Annotated in this window: 12 protein-coding genes; 1 reads left to right on the top strand and 11 read right to left on the bottom strand. The window is 74.9% G+C overall.

All coding sequences use genetic code 11. The annotated features are described in order from the left end of the window. Window positions 1-29: 29 nt before the first annotated feature. The 7 genes from dxr to rpsB form a co-directional block, all read right to left on the bottom strand. Window positions 30-1,253, bottom strand: a complete 1,224-nt coding sequence (gene dxr, locus AC6EXY_RS23845) for a 1-deoxy-D-xylulose-5-phosphate reductoisomerase (protein ID WP_101836264.1) — start codon at window positions 1,251-1,253, stop codon at window positions 30-32. A gap of 186 nt (window positions 1,254-1,439) precedes the next feature. After that, a complete protein-coding gene (locus AC6EXY_RS23850) occupies window positions 1,440-2,753 on the bottom strand; it encodes a CE1 family esterase (RefSeq protein ID WP_101836263.1) in 1,314 nt (437 codons plus the stop codon). Then, complete coding sequence (rlmN, locus tag AC6EXY_RS23855) at window positions 2,740-3,960, bottom strand: dual-specificity RNA methyltransferase RlmN (RefSeq protein WP_101836262.1); 1,221 nt, start codon at window positions 3,958-3,960, stop codon at window positions 2,740-2,742. The genes AC6EXY_RS23850 and rlmN overlap by 14 nt, the downstream gene beginning before the upstream one ends. A gap of 123 nt (window positions 3,961-4,083) precedes the next feature. Then, window positions 4,084-5,208 (bottom strand): phosphatidate cytidylyltransferase, encoded by a 1,125-nt coding sequence (locus AC6EXY_RS23860; protein WP_499818172.1) that lies wholly within the window; start codon window positions 5,206-5,208, stop codon window positions 4,084-4,086. A 180-nt stretch (window positions 5,209-5,388) separates the two neighbouring features. After that, window positions 5,389-5,946, bottom strand: a complete 558-nt coding sequence (gene frr, locus AC6EXY_RS23865; RefSeq protein ID WP_101836261.1) for a ribosome recycling factor — start codon at window positions 5,944-5,946, stop codon at window positions 5,389-5,391. A 375-nt stretch (window positions 5,947-6,321) separates the two neighbouring features. Continuing rightward, window positions 6,322-6,936 carry a translation elongation factor Ts gene (locus tag AC6EXY_RS23870; protein WP_499818173.1) on the bottom strand — a complete coding sequence of 205 codons (615 nt, stop codon included), beginning with the start codon at window positions 6,934-6,936 and terminating at the stop codon, window positions 6,322-6,324. Window positions 6,937-7,242: 306 nt separating this feature from the next. Further along, window positions 7,243-8,160, bottom strand: a complete 918-nt coding sequence (rpsB, locus tag AC6EXY_RS23875) for a 30S ribosomal protein S2 (RefSeq protein ID WP_101836259.1) — start codon at window positions 8,158-8,160, stop codon at window positions 7,243-7,245. Window positions 8,161-8,806: 646 nt separating this feature from the next. On the opposite strand from rpsB, the gene AC6EXY_RS23880 reads away from it, so the two are divergent. Beyond that, window positions 8,807-9,760, top strand: coding sequence for a M23 family metallopeptidase (locus tag AC6EXY_RS23880; protein ID WP_101836257.1), 954 nt, complete (start codon window positions 8,807-8,809; stop codon window positions 9,758-9,760). A gap of 58 nt (window positions 9,761-9,818) precedes the next feature. On the opposite strand, the gene AC6EXY_RS23885 is transcribed toward AC6EXY_RS23880, so the two are convergent. From AC6EXY_RS23885 to AC6EXY_RS23900, 4 genes are all read right to left on the bottom strand, one after another. Then, the gene (locus tag AC6EXY_RS23885; protein WP_499818174.1) at window positions 9,819-10,967 is read right to left on the bottom strand and encodes a tyrosine recombinase XerC; all 1,149 of its coding nucleotides are present in this window, start codon (window positions 10,965-10,967) and stop codon (window positions 9,819-9,821) included. 111 nt (window positions 10,968-11,078) lie between these two features. Beyond that, the gene (gene dprA, locus AC6EXY_RS23890; protein WP_423748177.1) at window positions 11,079-12,299 is read right to left on the bottom strand and encodes a DNA-processing protein DprA; all 1,221 of its coding nucleotides are present in this window, start codon (window positions 12,297-12,299) and stop codon (window positions 11,079-11,081) included. After that, the gene (locus AC6EXY_RS23895; protein ID WP_499818175.1) at window positions 12,296-13,831 is read right to left on the bottom strand and encodes a YifB family Mg chelatase-like AAA ATPase; all 1,536 of its coding nucleotides are present in this window, start codon (window positions 13,829-13,831) and stop codon (window positions 12,296-12,298) included. Before AC6EXY_RS23895 ends, dprA begins: the two co-directional genes overlap by 4 nt. Then, window positions 13,831-14,187 carry a YraN family protein gene (locus tag AC6EXY_RS23900; protein ID WP_101831618.1) on the bottom strand — a complete coding sequence of 119 codons (357 nt, stop codon included), beginning with the start codon at window positions 14,185-14,187 and terminating at the stop codon, window positions 13,831-13,833. Before AC6EXY_RS23900 ends, AC6EXY_RS23895 begins: the two co-directional genes overlap by 1 nt. Window positions 14,188-14,325: the final 138 nt, after the last annotated feature.

A 14,325-nucleotide genomic window follows, 5' to 3' on the forward strand; every position in this document is an offset into this window, starting at 1 on the left:
CCCACGCGGCCCCGCGAGCAGAACGTGACTCACACCGTTTCCCGTTCGCTCTCGCGCCGGATCAACCGCTGCGCCGCGTCCCGCGCGGCCCGCTCGGTGGCGAACACCTCGTCGAGCGTGGGGTGATCGACGACCTCGTGCTCGGCGATGACCTCGGCCACCAGATCGACGATACGGACGAAGGGCAGGCGCCCGGCCAGGAAGGCGGCGACCGCCTCCTCGTTGGCCGCATTGAACACCGCGGGCGCCGTGCCGCCCCGGCGACCGGCCGTACGGGCGAGTTCGACCGCGGGGAAGGCGACGCCGTCGAGCGGCTCGAAGGTCAGCGCCTGGGCCCGGGTCCAGTCCATCGGCGGCTGCGCCTCGGCCACCCGCCGCGGCCAGCCCAGCGCCAGCGCGATCGGCAGGCGCATGTCCGGCGGGGAGACCTGGGCGATGGTGGACCCGTCGGTGAACTCGACCATCGAGTGCACCAGGGACTGGGGATGCACGACGACCTCGATGTCGTCGTAGGGCACGCCGAAGAACAGATGCGCCTCGATCAGCTCGAGGCCCTTGTTCATCAGCGTCGCGGAGTTGATCGTGACCACGGGGCCCATGTCCCACGTCGGGTGGGCCAGGGCCTGCTGCGGGGTGACCGCGGCGAGCTCCTCGCGCCGGCGGCCCCGGAACGGACCGCCGCTGGCCGTGAGGACCAGCTTGCGGACCTCCTCCTGACGACCCCCGCGCAGGCACTGGGCGAGCGCGGAGTGCTCGGAGTCCACCGGGACGAGCCGGTCCGGGTCGCCACCGAGCGCGTCGAGGACGAGGGGACCCCCGGCGACCAGCGACTCCTTGTTGGCCAGGGCCACCGTGTGCCCCGCGGCCAGCGCCGCGAGCGTCGGCGCCAGGCCCACCGAGCCGGTGATGCCGTTGAGCACGACGTCGCAGGGCCACGCGGCGATCTCGCTCGCCGCGTCCGGCCCGGCGAGGATCTTCGGGACCGCGAACTCCCCTTTGCGGTACCCCCGCCGCGTCGCCTCCGCGAAGAAGGCGAGCTGCAGATCCTGGGCCGCGGACGCCGCGGCCACGCCCACCGCGGCGACACCGAGGTCGAGCGCCTGGGCAGCAAGCAGGTCCACCCGGGACCCGCCACCCATCAGCGCCACCGCCCGGAAGCGCTGCGGATTGCGGCGTATGACGTCTATGGCCTGGGTTCCGATCGAGCCGGTCGACCCGAGCAGAACAACTTCACGCAGGTTCGAAGCCTCCACCACATCTCCATTCTCGCAGGCCGCCCGCCGGCTCGGCGGCGCCCTGTTCGGTTCATGACAGGTGCCACCCGAAGATGCGCAATGGGTCCGGTGGTGAACACCCACCGTGCCCTTCGTCCCGCCCGCTCGGCGGCCGGCTCCGGACCCGCCGTCCTGGGCCCATGGCCGGCCCGGCGGGCGCCGCGATCAACCGTTCGTGGAGGTCGGCGACGGTGTGGCCGAGGCGGAGGGCGTCCCCGACGCTCCCGCGCCGTCCGGAGCGTCACCCTCCGTTGGGGCGGCGCTCGCTGTCGGCGTCGGCTGAACCGGCGCGGCGGTAGCCGATGGGGTGGCCCCCGCGGCGGGCGCCCCCGGCGTCTGGGGGCCCACCGACGGGCCAGGCACCACGGTGCCACCCTGAAGGGAGGCACCCGGCGTGTAGCCGAAGAACGTCAGGGCGATGACGGTGGCGCTGAAGGCGTCCGAGGTCGGCCCGAGCGCCGGGCGGGCCTGCGCCCCGGGCCAGGTGTGCCCACCCCCCTGCATGGCCAGCAGCCCGACGGTGCGCCCGTCGGGGCAGCCACTCCAGATCGTGCGCTCCCAGGCGGCCGTGTCCCGGGCGGACTGCTTCGCCCCGCTACAGCCGAGCGCGGAGGCGTAGCGGGCGAGCCTGTCGGTGGCCGACTGGGCGACCAGCCCGGCGAACGGCGCCGGGCGCGGCGGCCCCCCGCCGCCGATCGGCGCGATGGCGTCGGCCGTGCCGTGGATCTCCAGCAGGTTCGTCGACGGCGCGGCGCAGGACGCCGGCAGCGCGCTGGAGGCGACCGTCACCGCCGCGGAGAAGCGGCCGGGCAGCCCGCACAGCACGGTGAGCACCATGTTCCCGCCGTCGGCGTAGCCCGTGGCGAAGATCCGTTTCGCGTCGAGGCACATCCGCCCGGCGAGCTCGTTCAGCAGCAGACCGGTGAACAGCACGTCATCCGGCCCGACCGCGGATGAGCGGGGGAAGTTCCACCGGCCCTGCGCCCCGAGCGGCGCGGCCACCGCGAAACCGGCCTTCGTCCCCTGGTCGGCCAGTCGGGTGTAGGCCTCCAGGTCGTCGCTGGTCTGGTTGAGATCGTGGAAGGTGAGGATCAGCGGCAGCGGCCGGGCGGGCGCGCCGGCGGCGGGCACCGCGAGGGCGTACGTGCGGTCGACCCCGCCGACGCGCAGGGTCCGGATGCTGATGCCCGTGGGCAGGGTGCGGCCGGTGACGCAGCCACTCGTCGGCGGCGGCGGCACGGTGGGCGTCGGCGACGCCGTGACCGCGGCCGCCGCCCGCTGCCGGTCGCCCCCCGGCACGCCAGCGGCCGACTCCGCGGACGAGGAGCGCGCGGGGCCACCGTCCCGCGACATCGCGTACCACAGCAACAGCAACAGCACACCCGCCGCCGCGGTGATCGGCAGCCACACCGTGTTGGTCGTGCGCGTGCGGTGCCGCAGAGTGCCGCGGCGCCGGTTCGCCGGGCTACCGTAGGACACGGCTGCCGTCAGGTGCGGCGTCCACCGGCCGCGCCGGTCCGCCGCGCTCGCGGGGCTCGGCGGCCAGCTGACCGCAGGCCGCCGCGATCTCCCGACCCCGGGTGTCACGCACAGTGGTGGCGATGCCGCGCTCCCGCAGCCGCCGGACGAACACGCGCTGCCCGGCCGGCGCGCTCGCCTGCCAGGACGACCCCGCCGTCGGGTTGAGCGGGATGAGGTTGACGTGCGCGAGTCGTCCGGCGAGCAGCGTAGCGAGCGCGTCGGCCCGGGCCGGATCGTCGTTGACGCCGTCGATCAGCGCGTATTCGATGCTGACCCGCCGCCCGGTCCGCTCGGCGTACTCCCAGGCCGCGGCGAGCACCTCGGCGATCGGCCAGCGGTTGTTCACCGGGACCAGCTCGTCGCGCAGCTCGTCGTCCGGGGCGTGCAGCGACACCGCGAGCGTGACCGGCAGTCCCTCGGCCGCGAGCCGCCGCATGGCCGGGACCAGGCCCACCGTGCTCACCGTCAGCCCGCGGGCGGACAGCCCGAGCCCCTCCGGCGGCGGCGCGATCAGGCGGCGCAGCGCCGCCGTCACGGCCCCGTAGTTGGCCAGCGGCTCGCCCATGCCCATGAAGACCACGTTCGACAGCCGGACCTCGCCGCTGCCGAGCTCCCCACGGCGCAACGCCCGGGCGGCGTGCACGACCTGCTCCACGATCTCCGCCGTCGACAGGTTGCGGGTCAGGCCGCCCTGCCCGGTGGCGCAGAACGGGCAGCCCATCCCGCAGCCGGCCTGGCTGGACACGCACACCGTCGCCCGGTCCGGGTAGCGCATGATCACGGACTCGAGGAGGGCGCCGTCCGGCGTGCGCCAGGCGGTCTTGCGGGTCTGCCCGTCGTCGCAGCCGACGGTGGCGGCCGGGGCGAGCAACGGCGGCAGAAGTGCCGCGACCAGCGGCTCGCGGATCCGGTCGGGCAGATCCGTCATCGCCTCGCCGCCGGCGGCGTCGACGAGCCGGGCGAAGTAGTGCCGCGACAGCTGGTCGGCGCGGAAGGCCGGCTGCCCCAGCGAGACCGCGACCTGCCGGCGTTCGGCGACGGAGAGGTCCGCGAGGTGGGGGGCGGGCCGCGCCGCTCGCCGGGTCAGCGACAGGCGGACCGGCCGGCCGGCCCCGGCGGGGGCGGGCCCGTCGGCGGAGACGGATTCGGCGGTCGTGGGAGTCATCGCCGTTCCAGTGTGCCAGCAGCCCCGCATGGAGACGAATGCGGCGATCGTCCGGCCGCCGCGCCGACAGCGGATCGTGACCAGTACTCGACGCGCGATGACCGGCCGCCGGGAGGACGTCCGCTAGGTGGTGACAAAGGCGCCGAGCAGCAGCCAGGCCACAGGCGCGGTGCACAACAGCGAGTCCAGACGATCCATGATCCCGCCGTGGCCGGGCAGCAGGTTCCCCATGTCCTTGATGCCGATGTCCCGTTTGAGCAGTGACTCGCCCAGATCGCCGACTGTCGCCGTGCAGGCCGTGGCGAGCCCGAGCAGCGCGCCCTGCCAGATCTCCCCGCCCAGCGGCCAGGCGACCAGGACACTCGCCACGATCACGCAGGCGATCACCGAGCCGGCGAATCCCTCCCAGGACTTGCCGGGCGACACGCTCGGAGCCATCTTGTGCCGGCCGCCGGACAGTACGCCCGCCGCGTAGCCGCCGACGTCACTGGCCACCACCGTGCCGAGGAACGCGACGACGCGCCAGCGCCCGTCGGACGGCTCGGTCAGCAGCGCGGCGAATCCCGCCGGGAAGCCGACGTACCCGGCGACGAAGGCGATCCCGGCCAGGTCCCGAACCAGTCCGTCCGATGGGCCGGGCAGACGGAGCGCAAGCCCCGCGCCGATCGTCACGGCGAGCGTCAGCACCAGCCCGGTCGTCCCGGCGGCATAGGCGGCCGGTGGCATCGCGAGGGCACCGGCCACCAGTGGCACCACCGGTACCCGAACCCCGGTGAGCCGCACGGCGCGGATCACCTCCGCGGTGCCCGTCGCGATCGCGACGCTGATCACGCCCACGAAGGCGGCCCGCACCGTGAACAGGGGAACCAGGATGATCGCGCCGAGCACCAGGCCGACGGCGATCGCCGCGGGCAGGTCACGCCCCGCGCGGGAGCGGGAGGGCGGCGCACCGCCCGATGAGGCGCCCGCCGGCGAGGCACCGCGATCCGAGCCACCGCCGGACACGGCGTCGCCCGACGAACCATGACCGGACGAACCATGACCGGACGAACCATGACCGGACGAACCATGACCGGACGAACCGTGGCCCGCCGCGGAGCCGTTCGCCGCGGAGCCGTTCGCACCGGCGGCCTCCGAGACGTCGATGCCCGGCGGCGACCCGGTTCCGGGCGCCGCGGCGGCACCAGTCGCCCGGATGTCTCCCCGTTGCCCGCCGTCAACCACGGCTGGGCCGTCGACTGCCGTCATGAAGGCCTGCATCCTGACAGAGGCGGACTGAACGGACGAACACCACGGCGTGCGGGGCCCGCCGACGGCCCGCCGCCACGTCGCCGCGCGAACGCCGACGGCACGCGGGTGCCGCGAGGACGGGCGGGATCGCGGGAGTACGAGGCGAGGGACACACCAGCGCGGCCGCGGCGAGGATGGTCAGACTGACAGCAGGTCCGCTTCCTTGAGGCGGAGGAGCTCGTCCACCTGGCCGACATACCGGTGCGTGGCCTCGTCGAGATCCTTCTCCGCGCGCCGTCCCTCGTCCTCACCGGCCTCGCCGTCACGCACGACGCGGTCGATGCCGTCCTTGGCGTGGCGGCGCACGTTGCGGATGCTGATCCTGGCGTCCTCCGCCTTGGTCCGCGCGACCTTCACCAGGTCACGGCGGCGCTGCTCGGAGAGCTCCGGAAACACGATGCGAATGATCGTTCCGTCGTTGCTGGGATTGACGCCCAGGTCCGAGTCGCGAACCGCCTTCTCGATCGCCCCCAGCGACGACTTGTCGTACGGGGTGATGATCACCATGCGCGGCTCGGGAATGTGGAACGAGGCGAGCTGCTGGACCGGCGTGGGCGCACCGTAGTAGTCCACCAGGATCTTGGAGAAGACCGCCGGCGTGATACGTCCGGTGCGGATGTTCGCGAAATCCTCCTTGGCGACCGAGACGGCCTTCTCCATCTTCTCCTCGGCATCGAGAAGCGTGTCGTCGATCACCGCTGTTCCTTCCGTCCACTCCGACTCGCCGACATCCGCCCGGTACCGACGGCGGCGGCGTCACGCCGCCCGCCCGGGGCACTACCGCCTACCGATCCACGGGAGGACTCGGGCTGCCCGGCGCGCCGGCGCCTGTCCGGCGGGATCGCACAGCCGTCCCAAACAGTCTCCCGCACGAGGTCGCCGACGGGCAGCCGGGGGTGACACGCCACGCCGACCACATCAAACGACCACATCAACCGGGTCACCAGCCGGGTCGCCCGGCCGCTCGCGCGGGCGGGTCGCCCGCACGCGCCCTCCCCCGGGCCGACCGGACCCGCAACGCGAAACCGGCGGGTGGTCGACTCGACCACCCGCCGGTCCCGAGATCCGTGTTCAGGCCTGCCTGATGTTGAACCGGGAGAACCGGCCGACCTCGATCTTCTCGCCGAGCGACGCGCCAGCCCGGTCGAGCAGGGAGCCGATGGTCACCTTGCCGTCCTTCACCCAGGGCTGGTCGAGCAGGACGCTCGCCTTGAGGTAGCCGTTGACCCGACCATCGACGATCTTCGCGATCGCCGGCTCGGGCTTGCCCTCCTCGCGGGCGGCCGCCTCGTAGATCCTGCGTTCCGCCTCCAGGACCTCGTTCGGGACCTGGTCGGCGGACACGTAGAGCGGATCCGCGGCGGCGATGTGCTGGGCGAGGTCGCGGGCGAGCTGCTTGAAGTCCTCCGTCTTCGCGACGAAGTCCGTCTCGCACCGCAGTTCGACGAGCACGCCGAGGGTCGGCGGCAGCTGCGGGTCCGACCGGTGCAGGTAGGACTCGACCAGGCCGTTGGCGGCACTGCGGGCGGCGCGCTTGGCCACCTGGGCCTTGCCCTTCTCCCGCAGCCAGGCCTTCGCCCTCTCGAAGTCGCCGTCGTGGTCGACCAGAGCCTTCTTGACGTCGCTCATCCCGGCACCGGTCAGCTCCCGGAGCTTGCGGATGTCAGCGGCTGTGATGTCTGCCATGGTGCTCTTCTCGTCGGTGTGGGTCGAATGCTCTCGATGTCCTGGGTGCGGGTGCCGCGCCGCCGGGCGGGGAGCCACCTCGCCGCCGGCGCGCTGCCCGCCGACGGACATGATTCACCGGGCCGCCTGCACCCACCTGGGTGCAACGCCCGGGGCCCTGGCCGCCGGCGCCCGCGCGGTCACGGCGCCCCGGCATGCGTGTGCCCGCCCCGATCCCTACCAGGGCGGGCACCGCACCCGCACAACGTTCCCGCGAGGCGCGCCGGGGCGCCACGACATCCCGGCGCGTGGTGTGCCTGTGCTGTCTCAGACCGCCGAGCCGACCGGCGCGCCGGGCTGCGCCTCGGCGGCCTCGGTTCCCGGCTCGCCCGCGGGCGGGGCGGCCGGCTGCTCGCCACCCGCGGCGGCCGCGGCGGCCGGCTGCTCGCCACCCGCGGCGGCGATGCCCTCGCCACGCAGGACCGCCTGCTCCCACTCGGCCAGCGGCTCCTCGCCGGTCGACTGCTCGGGCTTGGCGTCGACGGAGCCGGCAGCGCCGGCCCGCACCATCAGGCCGTCCGCGACGGCGTCGGCGACCACCCGGGTCAGCAGCGCCGCGCTGCGGATCGCGTCGTCGTTGCCCGGAATCGGGTAGTCCACCTCGTCGGGGTCGCAGTTCGTGTCAAGGATCGCGACGACCGGGATGCCCAGCTTGCGCGCCTCCCCGACCGCGATGTGCTCCTTCTTCGTGTCGACGACCCACACCGCGCTCGGCACCCGGCTCATGTCGCGGATGCCACCGAGCGTCCGCTCCAGCTTGGCCTTCTCCCGGGTCAGCACGAGCTGTTCCTTCTTCGTGCGGACCTCGGTGCCGCCGGTGACCTCGATCTCCTCCAGCTCCTTGAGCCGCTGGAGACGCTTGTAGACCGTCGAGAAGTTGGTCAGCATTCCGCCGAGCCAGCGCTCCTTGACGTACGGCATGCCCACGCGGGCGGCCTGCTCCTCGATGGCCTCCTGCGCCTGCTTCTTCGTACCGATGAACAACACCGTGCCACCGTGCGCCACCGTCTCCTTGACGAAGTCGTAGGCACGGTCGATGTAGGTCAGCGTCTGCTGCAGGTCGATAATGTAGATGCCGTTGCGCTCAGTGAAGATGTAGCGCTTCATCTTCGGGTTCCAGCGCTTCGTCTGGTGCCCGAAGTGCACACCGCTCTCCAGCAGCTGCTTCATGGTGACGACGGCCATGGCGCGTCGCTCCTTTCCGCCCGGTCGCGGCCGGGTGCCTCGGTTGTGACGGCGCCGCCTGACGGCCGGCGCCCCTGACGCCCGGTGGTCGTGGCCGTCGCGATGCGACGGACCGAGGAGACCCCTCCGGTGGCCGACAGCGGCATCCGGAAGCGGGCGTGCGAACTGGGCTCGCAACGCGGGCCCTACGGCGATGATACCCGGCCGGGCACTGGCCCCAGCGGACAACTCCGCGCCCTCGGCGGGCCCCGAACTCCCGCGAAGATCGACCCGACGCCCGGCCTGGACGGGCCGGGCGACCGTGCCGCGACCGACGGCCGCACCGACGCGGCATGGGGCCGAGGACCCGGTCGGCGCACTCCCCGTCGACGGGGCCCCCGTCCATCGACCCCGCCGAGATCGTCACCCACAGCGACGACCTCGGTGTTCTGAACATTTGACGGCAAAACAGTGAGCAGGCCGAATCTCAGCAGGATCCGAGCAAGTTATCCACAGCCAGAAACCTCGCGCTACCCAACGACGCGGAAACACCGCACCGTGGAACCGGCCGCTCCGCCGCTCTCGCGGGTGCGGCTCGCGGCGGCCGGGTGGCCCCGGACCGCGCCCGGTCGCCGCACCCTCCCCCGATCCTGGAGGCCGCCGCGTCATGCCCCGACTGCCCCGCTTCGATCCGCTCTGGTTGGTCATCCCGGCGATCGCGATCCTGCTCGCGCTGGGGTGGCCCACCCATGTCCCGATCGGTCCCCGCGCGGACGGAGCCCCGCTCACCCTCACCGGGCACGAACTGACCGCGGCGCGCTCGCCGGCCACGGTCGGCCCGGGCGCCGAGCTGGTCCCGGGCGTTCCCGTCGTCCTCCCACCCACCGAACCGAGCCAGCGGGCGCCGCGGATCCCACCCGCGCCGGCCGATCGGGCCACCGGCTTCTCCCCTCCGCACGATCCCCCCGGGCCGCCTGCCACCCGGCTCGGGGACCCTCGGCGACCGGCCCTGACCCCGCCGGCCGCCGAGGGCGCGGGTGGCGGCGCGGGAACCCCTCCGCCCGCGCCGCCACCCGCGTCCGCCAGCCCGACTCGGCCGCCGGCGGCGCTTCTCCCCGGCAGCCTCCCGGTGCTGCGCTGGCCGCTGCGCGGGGCGGTCTCGGTCGCACGTGCCTTCGACCGGCCGGCGACCCCGTACGGCCCCGGCCATCGCGGCGTCGATCTCGCCGCCCGCCCGCGCGACCCCGTCCTGGCCGCCGCGGACGGCACGGTGAGCTACGCGGGGCCCGTCGCCGGGCGGGGGGTCGTCGCCGTCGACCACGGCGGCGTGCGCACGACCTACGAGCCACTGCGACCCGCGGTCGCTTCCGGCGACGCGGTCCACGCCGGCGACGTCATCGGCTGGCTGACGACCGGGCATCCCGGCTGCGCCAGCGCGGCCTGCCTGCACTGGGGACTTGTGCGCGGCGCGGAGGAGTACCTCGATCCGCTCGGATCCTTCCGGCGTGTTCCCCCGCGGCTGCTTCCCGTCGGCCAGCCCGCCCGCGGCGCCCGGCCGGCGCAGAGCGGTGAGCCGGGCGCGCCACGTCCGGGCTCGGTCCCCGGCACCATGGCTCCCTGACGGGATCCGCGCCCGCCTCGGCTCGCCAGGATCCTCGGCCGCGCGGGGCGGGCGCGGCTCAGGCTCGGGGGTGGGCCTGTTCGAAGGCCGCCCGCAGGCGCTCCGGCGTCACGTGGGTGTAGATCTGCGTGGTCGCGAGGCTCGCGTGGCCGAGGAACTCCTGGATGGATCGCAGGTCGGCGCCGCCCTCCAGCATGTGGGTCGCCGCGGCATGCCGCAGGCCGTGCGGGGTGAGCCCCGGCGCGACCACGCCGGCCGCCGCGCACCGCTCCAGGATCCGTCTCACCTCCCGCGGGTCGAGCCGGCCGCCGCGCTGCCCGAGCATCAGCGCCGACCCGCTGCGTGAGGTCGCCACCACCGGGCGTCCCGCGTCCCGCCACGCCCGCAGCGCCCCCGCCGCGGGTACCCCGAAGGGGACGTTGCGATCCCGGTCGCCCTTGCCATGCACCCGTAGCAGGCGGCGCTCGTCGTCAACGTCCCCGAGATCCATCCCGCACAGCTCCGACACGCGCACGCCGCTGCCGTAGAGCAGTTCCAGCACCACCGCGTCGCGCAGGCCGAGGGCCTGCCGCACCGCCCGCCCGCGTTCCCGCCGCGGCTCGGCGCCGCCCGTGCGCCCGGCGACCCCGGCGGGCACGCGGGTCGCCGTCGCCCCACCCGCCAGCGCGGGTCCCCGCTCCAGCAGCAGTCGGGCCGCGTCCGCGCTCAGCACCTGCGGAACCTGCCGGATCGCCCGGGTACCGACGAGCCGCGCCGCGACGTCGCCGGCGAGAAACCCACGCCGCGCCGCGAAGGCGGTGAACCCGCGTGCGAGCGAGGCACGGCGGGCGAGGGTCGCGGGCGCGGCGCCACCGGCTCGCATACCCGCCAGCCAGCCGCGCAGCATCGTCAGGTCCAGATCCGCGAGATCCGGCGTGCCTGCCCGGGCCGCGTGCGCCCGAAGGCTGGCCAGGTCGGCGCAGTAGGCACGGACCGTCTCCGGCGACCTGTTGCGCTCGGTGAGCAGATGCCGGCGGAAGGTCGCGACCGCCTCGGCCCAGCCCTCGCCAGCGGTGCCGGCGCCCGCCGACCACGAGGCCGCCGGCGCGGCACCGCCGTTCGCACGGTCCCCGCCAGAGCCGTCCCCACCAGAGCCGTCCCCGCCAGAGCCGTCCCCGCCAGAGCTGCCCCCGCCGAAGCCGTGCCCGTCCACGCCGCGCGCTGCCATGGCTGGACCGTCCCGGGCGACGAACCCGCCGTCAAGACCCAGCCCACGCCACGGCCCGATGTGGCCCCGCCCGGCGGCCACACGGTCGAGGCCGCGCCGCCGCCGAGCCGCTCAGCGGCCGGCGCGGTCGTCGCGACCGCGGGCGTGCGGGTTCGAGGGCGCGCGGCCGAGCGCCGTCAGGCGATAGCCGTCAGGGACGGACTCGACCAGCCCCTCGACCACGAGCGGGCCGAGCATCGCCAGCACCTCCTGTGGGCGTAGGCCCAGCGAGCGCGCCAGTACCGACGCGCCCACCGGCGCCCGTGCCGGCATGGCGTCGAGCAACTCCCGGACCACCGCCGACAGGCCGTCGCGTGCTCCCGCCGTCAACGGTCGCGGCGCGAACCGCCCCACCGTGCCGATCTCCTCCCTGACGTCGTCGGCGCTGGTCACCAGCGCGGTCTCCTCGCGGAAGTCACGCAGCAGCCGATGGCAGCCGGCGCTCATCGCGCTCGTCACCGGCCCGGGCACGGCCATCACCTGGCGGCCGAGCCGACGCGCGTGCGCCACGGTGTTGAGTGCCCCACTGCGCACTCCGGCCTCGATCAGCACGGTGCCCCGGCACAGCGCCGCGATCACCCGGTTGCGGGTGAGGAACCGCCGCCGGTAGGGCGGCGTCCCTGGCGCCACCTCGCTCACGACGGCACCTGTCCGGGCGATCTCGGCCAGCAGCTCGACGTGCGCGGCGGGGTAGGGCACGTCGACCCCACCCGCGAGGACCGCGACCGTACTGCCCTCGGCGGCGAGCGCCCCGCGGTGCGCCGCCGCGTCGATGCCGAACGCCGCCCCCGACACGACCGCCCAGCCCTGCTCGGCCAGTGCGAAGGCGATGTCACCGGCGAGGTGCAGGCCATAGCTGGTAGCGGCGCGGCAACCCACCACCGCCACGGCGCGCGCCGCGAGATCCCGCAGCTCGCCCGGGCCGCGGACCCACAGGCACAGCGGCGCGCCCGCCGTCGTCCGGCCGCCGTCCCCGTCGAGCCGATCAAGAGCGCTGAGCTCGGCGGGCCACTCGGGATCCCGTGGACAGACCAGCCGGGCGCCCGCCCGCGCCGCCGCCTCCAGATCACGGCGCGGATCGACGCCGGGATGCCCGGGCCGCATCCGCGCCCAGACCTGGGCAGCGCCGTGGCGGGCCACGTCCGCGGCCACCCGCTGGTACTCGGGCCCGAACACCCGGGCCAGCGCCACTCTGCCCAGCCGCTCCGGATCCATGAGGTCCACGTCGACGACGGCCGGCGGCGGCCCGCCCGGGCCGTCCGCGGCCGGGATCGCCCCGGCCTCGGCGCTCATGCCGCCCACCCTGGCAGGCGAAGATCCAGCGCGGCGCCCAGCTGGGCCGGCCCCGGCGTCGCCTGACCGGCGAGGTCGGCGAACGTCCACGCCATGCGCAGCACACGGTCCAGGCCGCGGGCGGTGAGCAGGCCACGCTCGAAGGCACGCTCCGCCAGGTTCGTCACCCGTGGCGGCAGCGGCCACCGACGGCGCAGCACGGGACCGGGCACCTGCGCGTTCACCCGCCACGGAGTGCCGGCCAGCCGAGCCTCGGCGCGCTGGCGTGCCTGCGCGACCCGGTCGGCGACGAGCGTGGAGGACTCGGCGTGGCCCGCGTCCGCCCGCAGCTCCGCCCGGCTCGGGGCGGTCAGGGCCACCTGGATGTCGATGCGGTCCAGCAACGGGCCGGACAGCCGGGCGAGGTACCGCCGGCGTACCAGGCTCGGGCACTCGCAGTCCGCCGACCGCGCGCCCCGCGACCGCGCGCACGGGCAGGGATTCGCCGCGAGCACGAGCTGGAAGCGGGCGGGGAAGCGGGCGGTGACTCGGGCCCTGGCGATCTCGATCGTTCCGCTCTCCAGGGGCTGGCGCAGCGCGTCGAGACTCTGCCGGGAGAACTCGGGAGCCTCGTCCAGGAAAAGGATGCCCCGGTGCGCCTGGCTCGCCAGGCCCGGCCGGATGGCGGCCGATCCGGAACCGACCAGCGCGCCCGGGGTGGCGGTGTGGTGGGGACTGCGGTAGGGCGGGCGGGTCATCAGGGGGCAGTCCGCCGGGAGGATGCCCGCGACCGAGTGGATCGCCGTCACCTCCAGGGCGGCTTCGTGGTCGAGCGGGGGCAGCAGGCCCGGCAGCCGGTCGGCGAGCATGGTCTTGCCGCTTCCCGGCGGCCCCTGCATGAACAGGTGATGCCCGCCCGCGGCGGCGACCTCGATGGCGAGCCGGCCCCGGCTCTGGCCGGCGACCTCGGCCAGGTCGCCGACGGCCGCGTCGGCGACCGCCACCGGGGAGAGCGGTGGCGGTGGCGGTGGCGCCACAGCCTCCCCCCGCAGCACGGCGACCACGCTGGCGAGATCGGCGGCCGGCTCGACCCGGGCGCCGGGTACCAGCGCCGCCTCGGCGGCGTTGGCGGCCGGCACCACCACCCGCTCCGCGCCCGCGCCGGCCGCCGCGAGCACCGCGGGCAGCACTCCGGGGACCGCCCGGAGACGACCGTCAAGCGCCAGCTCGCCGAGGAACACCCGGCGCGCCACCGCGTGCCGCGGCACCACGGCGGCCGCGCACAGCACGGCGACCGCCATCGCCAGATCGAAGCCGCTGCCGGCCTTCGGCAGCGTCGCGGGGAACAGCCCGACCGTGATCCGCCGGTCGGGCCAGGGATGTCCGGAGTTCACCACCGCGGCGCGGACCCGGTCCCGCGCCTCGTGCAGGGACGTGTCGGGCAGGCCGATCAGGCTCATCCGGGGCAGACCGAGCGCGAGATCGGCCTCGACCTCGACGAGATGACCCTCAACCCCGAGGACGGCCACCGCCCGCACCCGTGCGAGCGCCATCAGAACGCCGCCCGACGGTGCTCGACGCGGACCTGCCCCGCCGGCGGCCGGAACACCAGGACCAGGTCGAAACGGACCGGCGACGGCTCGTGCGGATGCTCCGCGAGCCAACGGGCGGCCAGCCTGCGGATGCGCGCCGCCTTGCGGCCGACGACCGCCTCGGCGGCGCTCCCGTAGCGGGCTCCGGACCTGGTCTTCACCTCGCAGAACACCAGCGTGGCGCCGTCACGGGCGACGAGATCGAGCTCGCCCTCGCGGCAGCGCCAGTTACGGTCGAGGATCGCCGCGCCACCGGCCGCCAGATGGCGACAGGCGACCTCCTCCCCGAACCGCCCCAGTTCGTCCTTGGCCCGCATCGCGCAGCTCCCGTCCGCCGGGGGACGCGCGCCCGCCGGCCGGGATCAGCGTCCGCGAAACCCGGAGCGAGAACCAGGGGTGAAGATCGACATGTGGATCGTCGTTCGCTGTCCACAGGCGGGGATCGGCGCACCCGA

The sequence above is a fragment of the Frankia sp. RB5 genome, assembly GCF_059816245.1.

Coding starts and splice junctions, on each gene's coding strand:
- rlmN (WP_101836262.1), bottom strand. CDS start 3,960: ATGACTCCCACGACCGCCGAATCCGTCTCCGCCGACGGGCCCGCCCCC.
- AC6EXY_RS23860 (WP_499818172.1), bottom strand. CDS start 5,208: ATGACGGCAGTCGACGGCCCAGCCGTGGTTGACGGCGGGCAACGGGGA.
- AC6EXY_RS23870 (WP_499818173.1), bottom strand. CDS start 6,936: ATGGCAGACATCACAGCCGCTGACATCCGCAAGCTCCGGGAGCTGACC.
- rpsB (WP_101836259.1), bottom strand. CDS start 8,160: ATGGCCGTCGTCACCATGAAGCAGCTGCTGGAGAGCGGTGTGCACTTC.
- AC6EXY_RS23880 (WP_101836257.1), top strand. CDS start 8,807: ATGCCCCGACTGCCCCGCTTCGATCCGCTCTGGTTGGTCATCCCGGCG.
- AC6EXY_RS23885 (WP_499818174.1), bottom strand. CDS start 10,967: ATGGCAGCGCGCGGCGTGGACGGGCACGGCTTCGGCGGGGGCAGCTCT.
- dprA (WP_423748177.1), bottom strand. CDS start 12,299: ATGAGCGCCGAGGCCGGGGCGATCCCGGCCGCGGACGGCCCGGGCGGG.
- AC6EXY_RS23895 (WP_499818175.1), bottom strand. CDS start 13,831: ATGGCGCTCGCACGGGTGCGGGCGGTGGCCGTCCTCGGGGTTGAGGGT.
- AC6EXY_RS23900 (WP_101831618.1), bottom strand. CDS start 14,187: ATGCGGGCCAAGGACGAACTGGGGCGGTTCGGGGAGGAGGTCGCCTGT.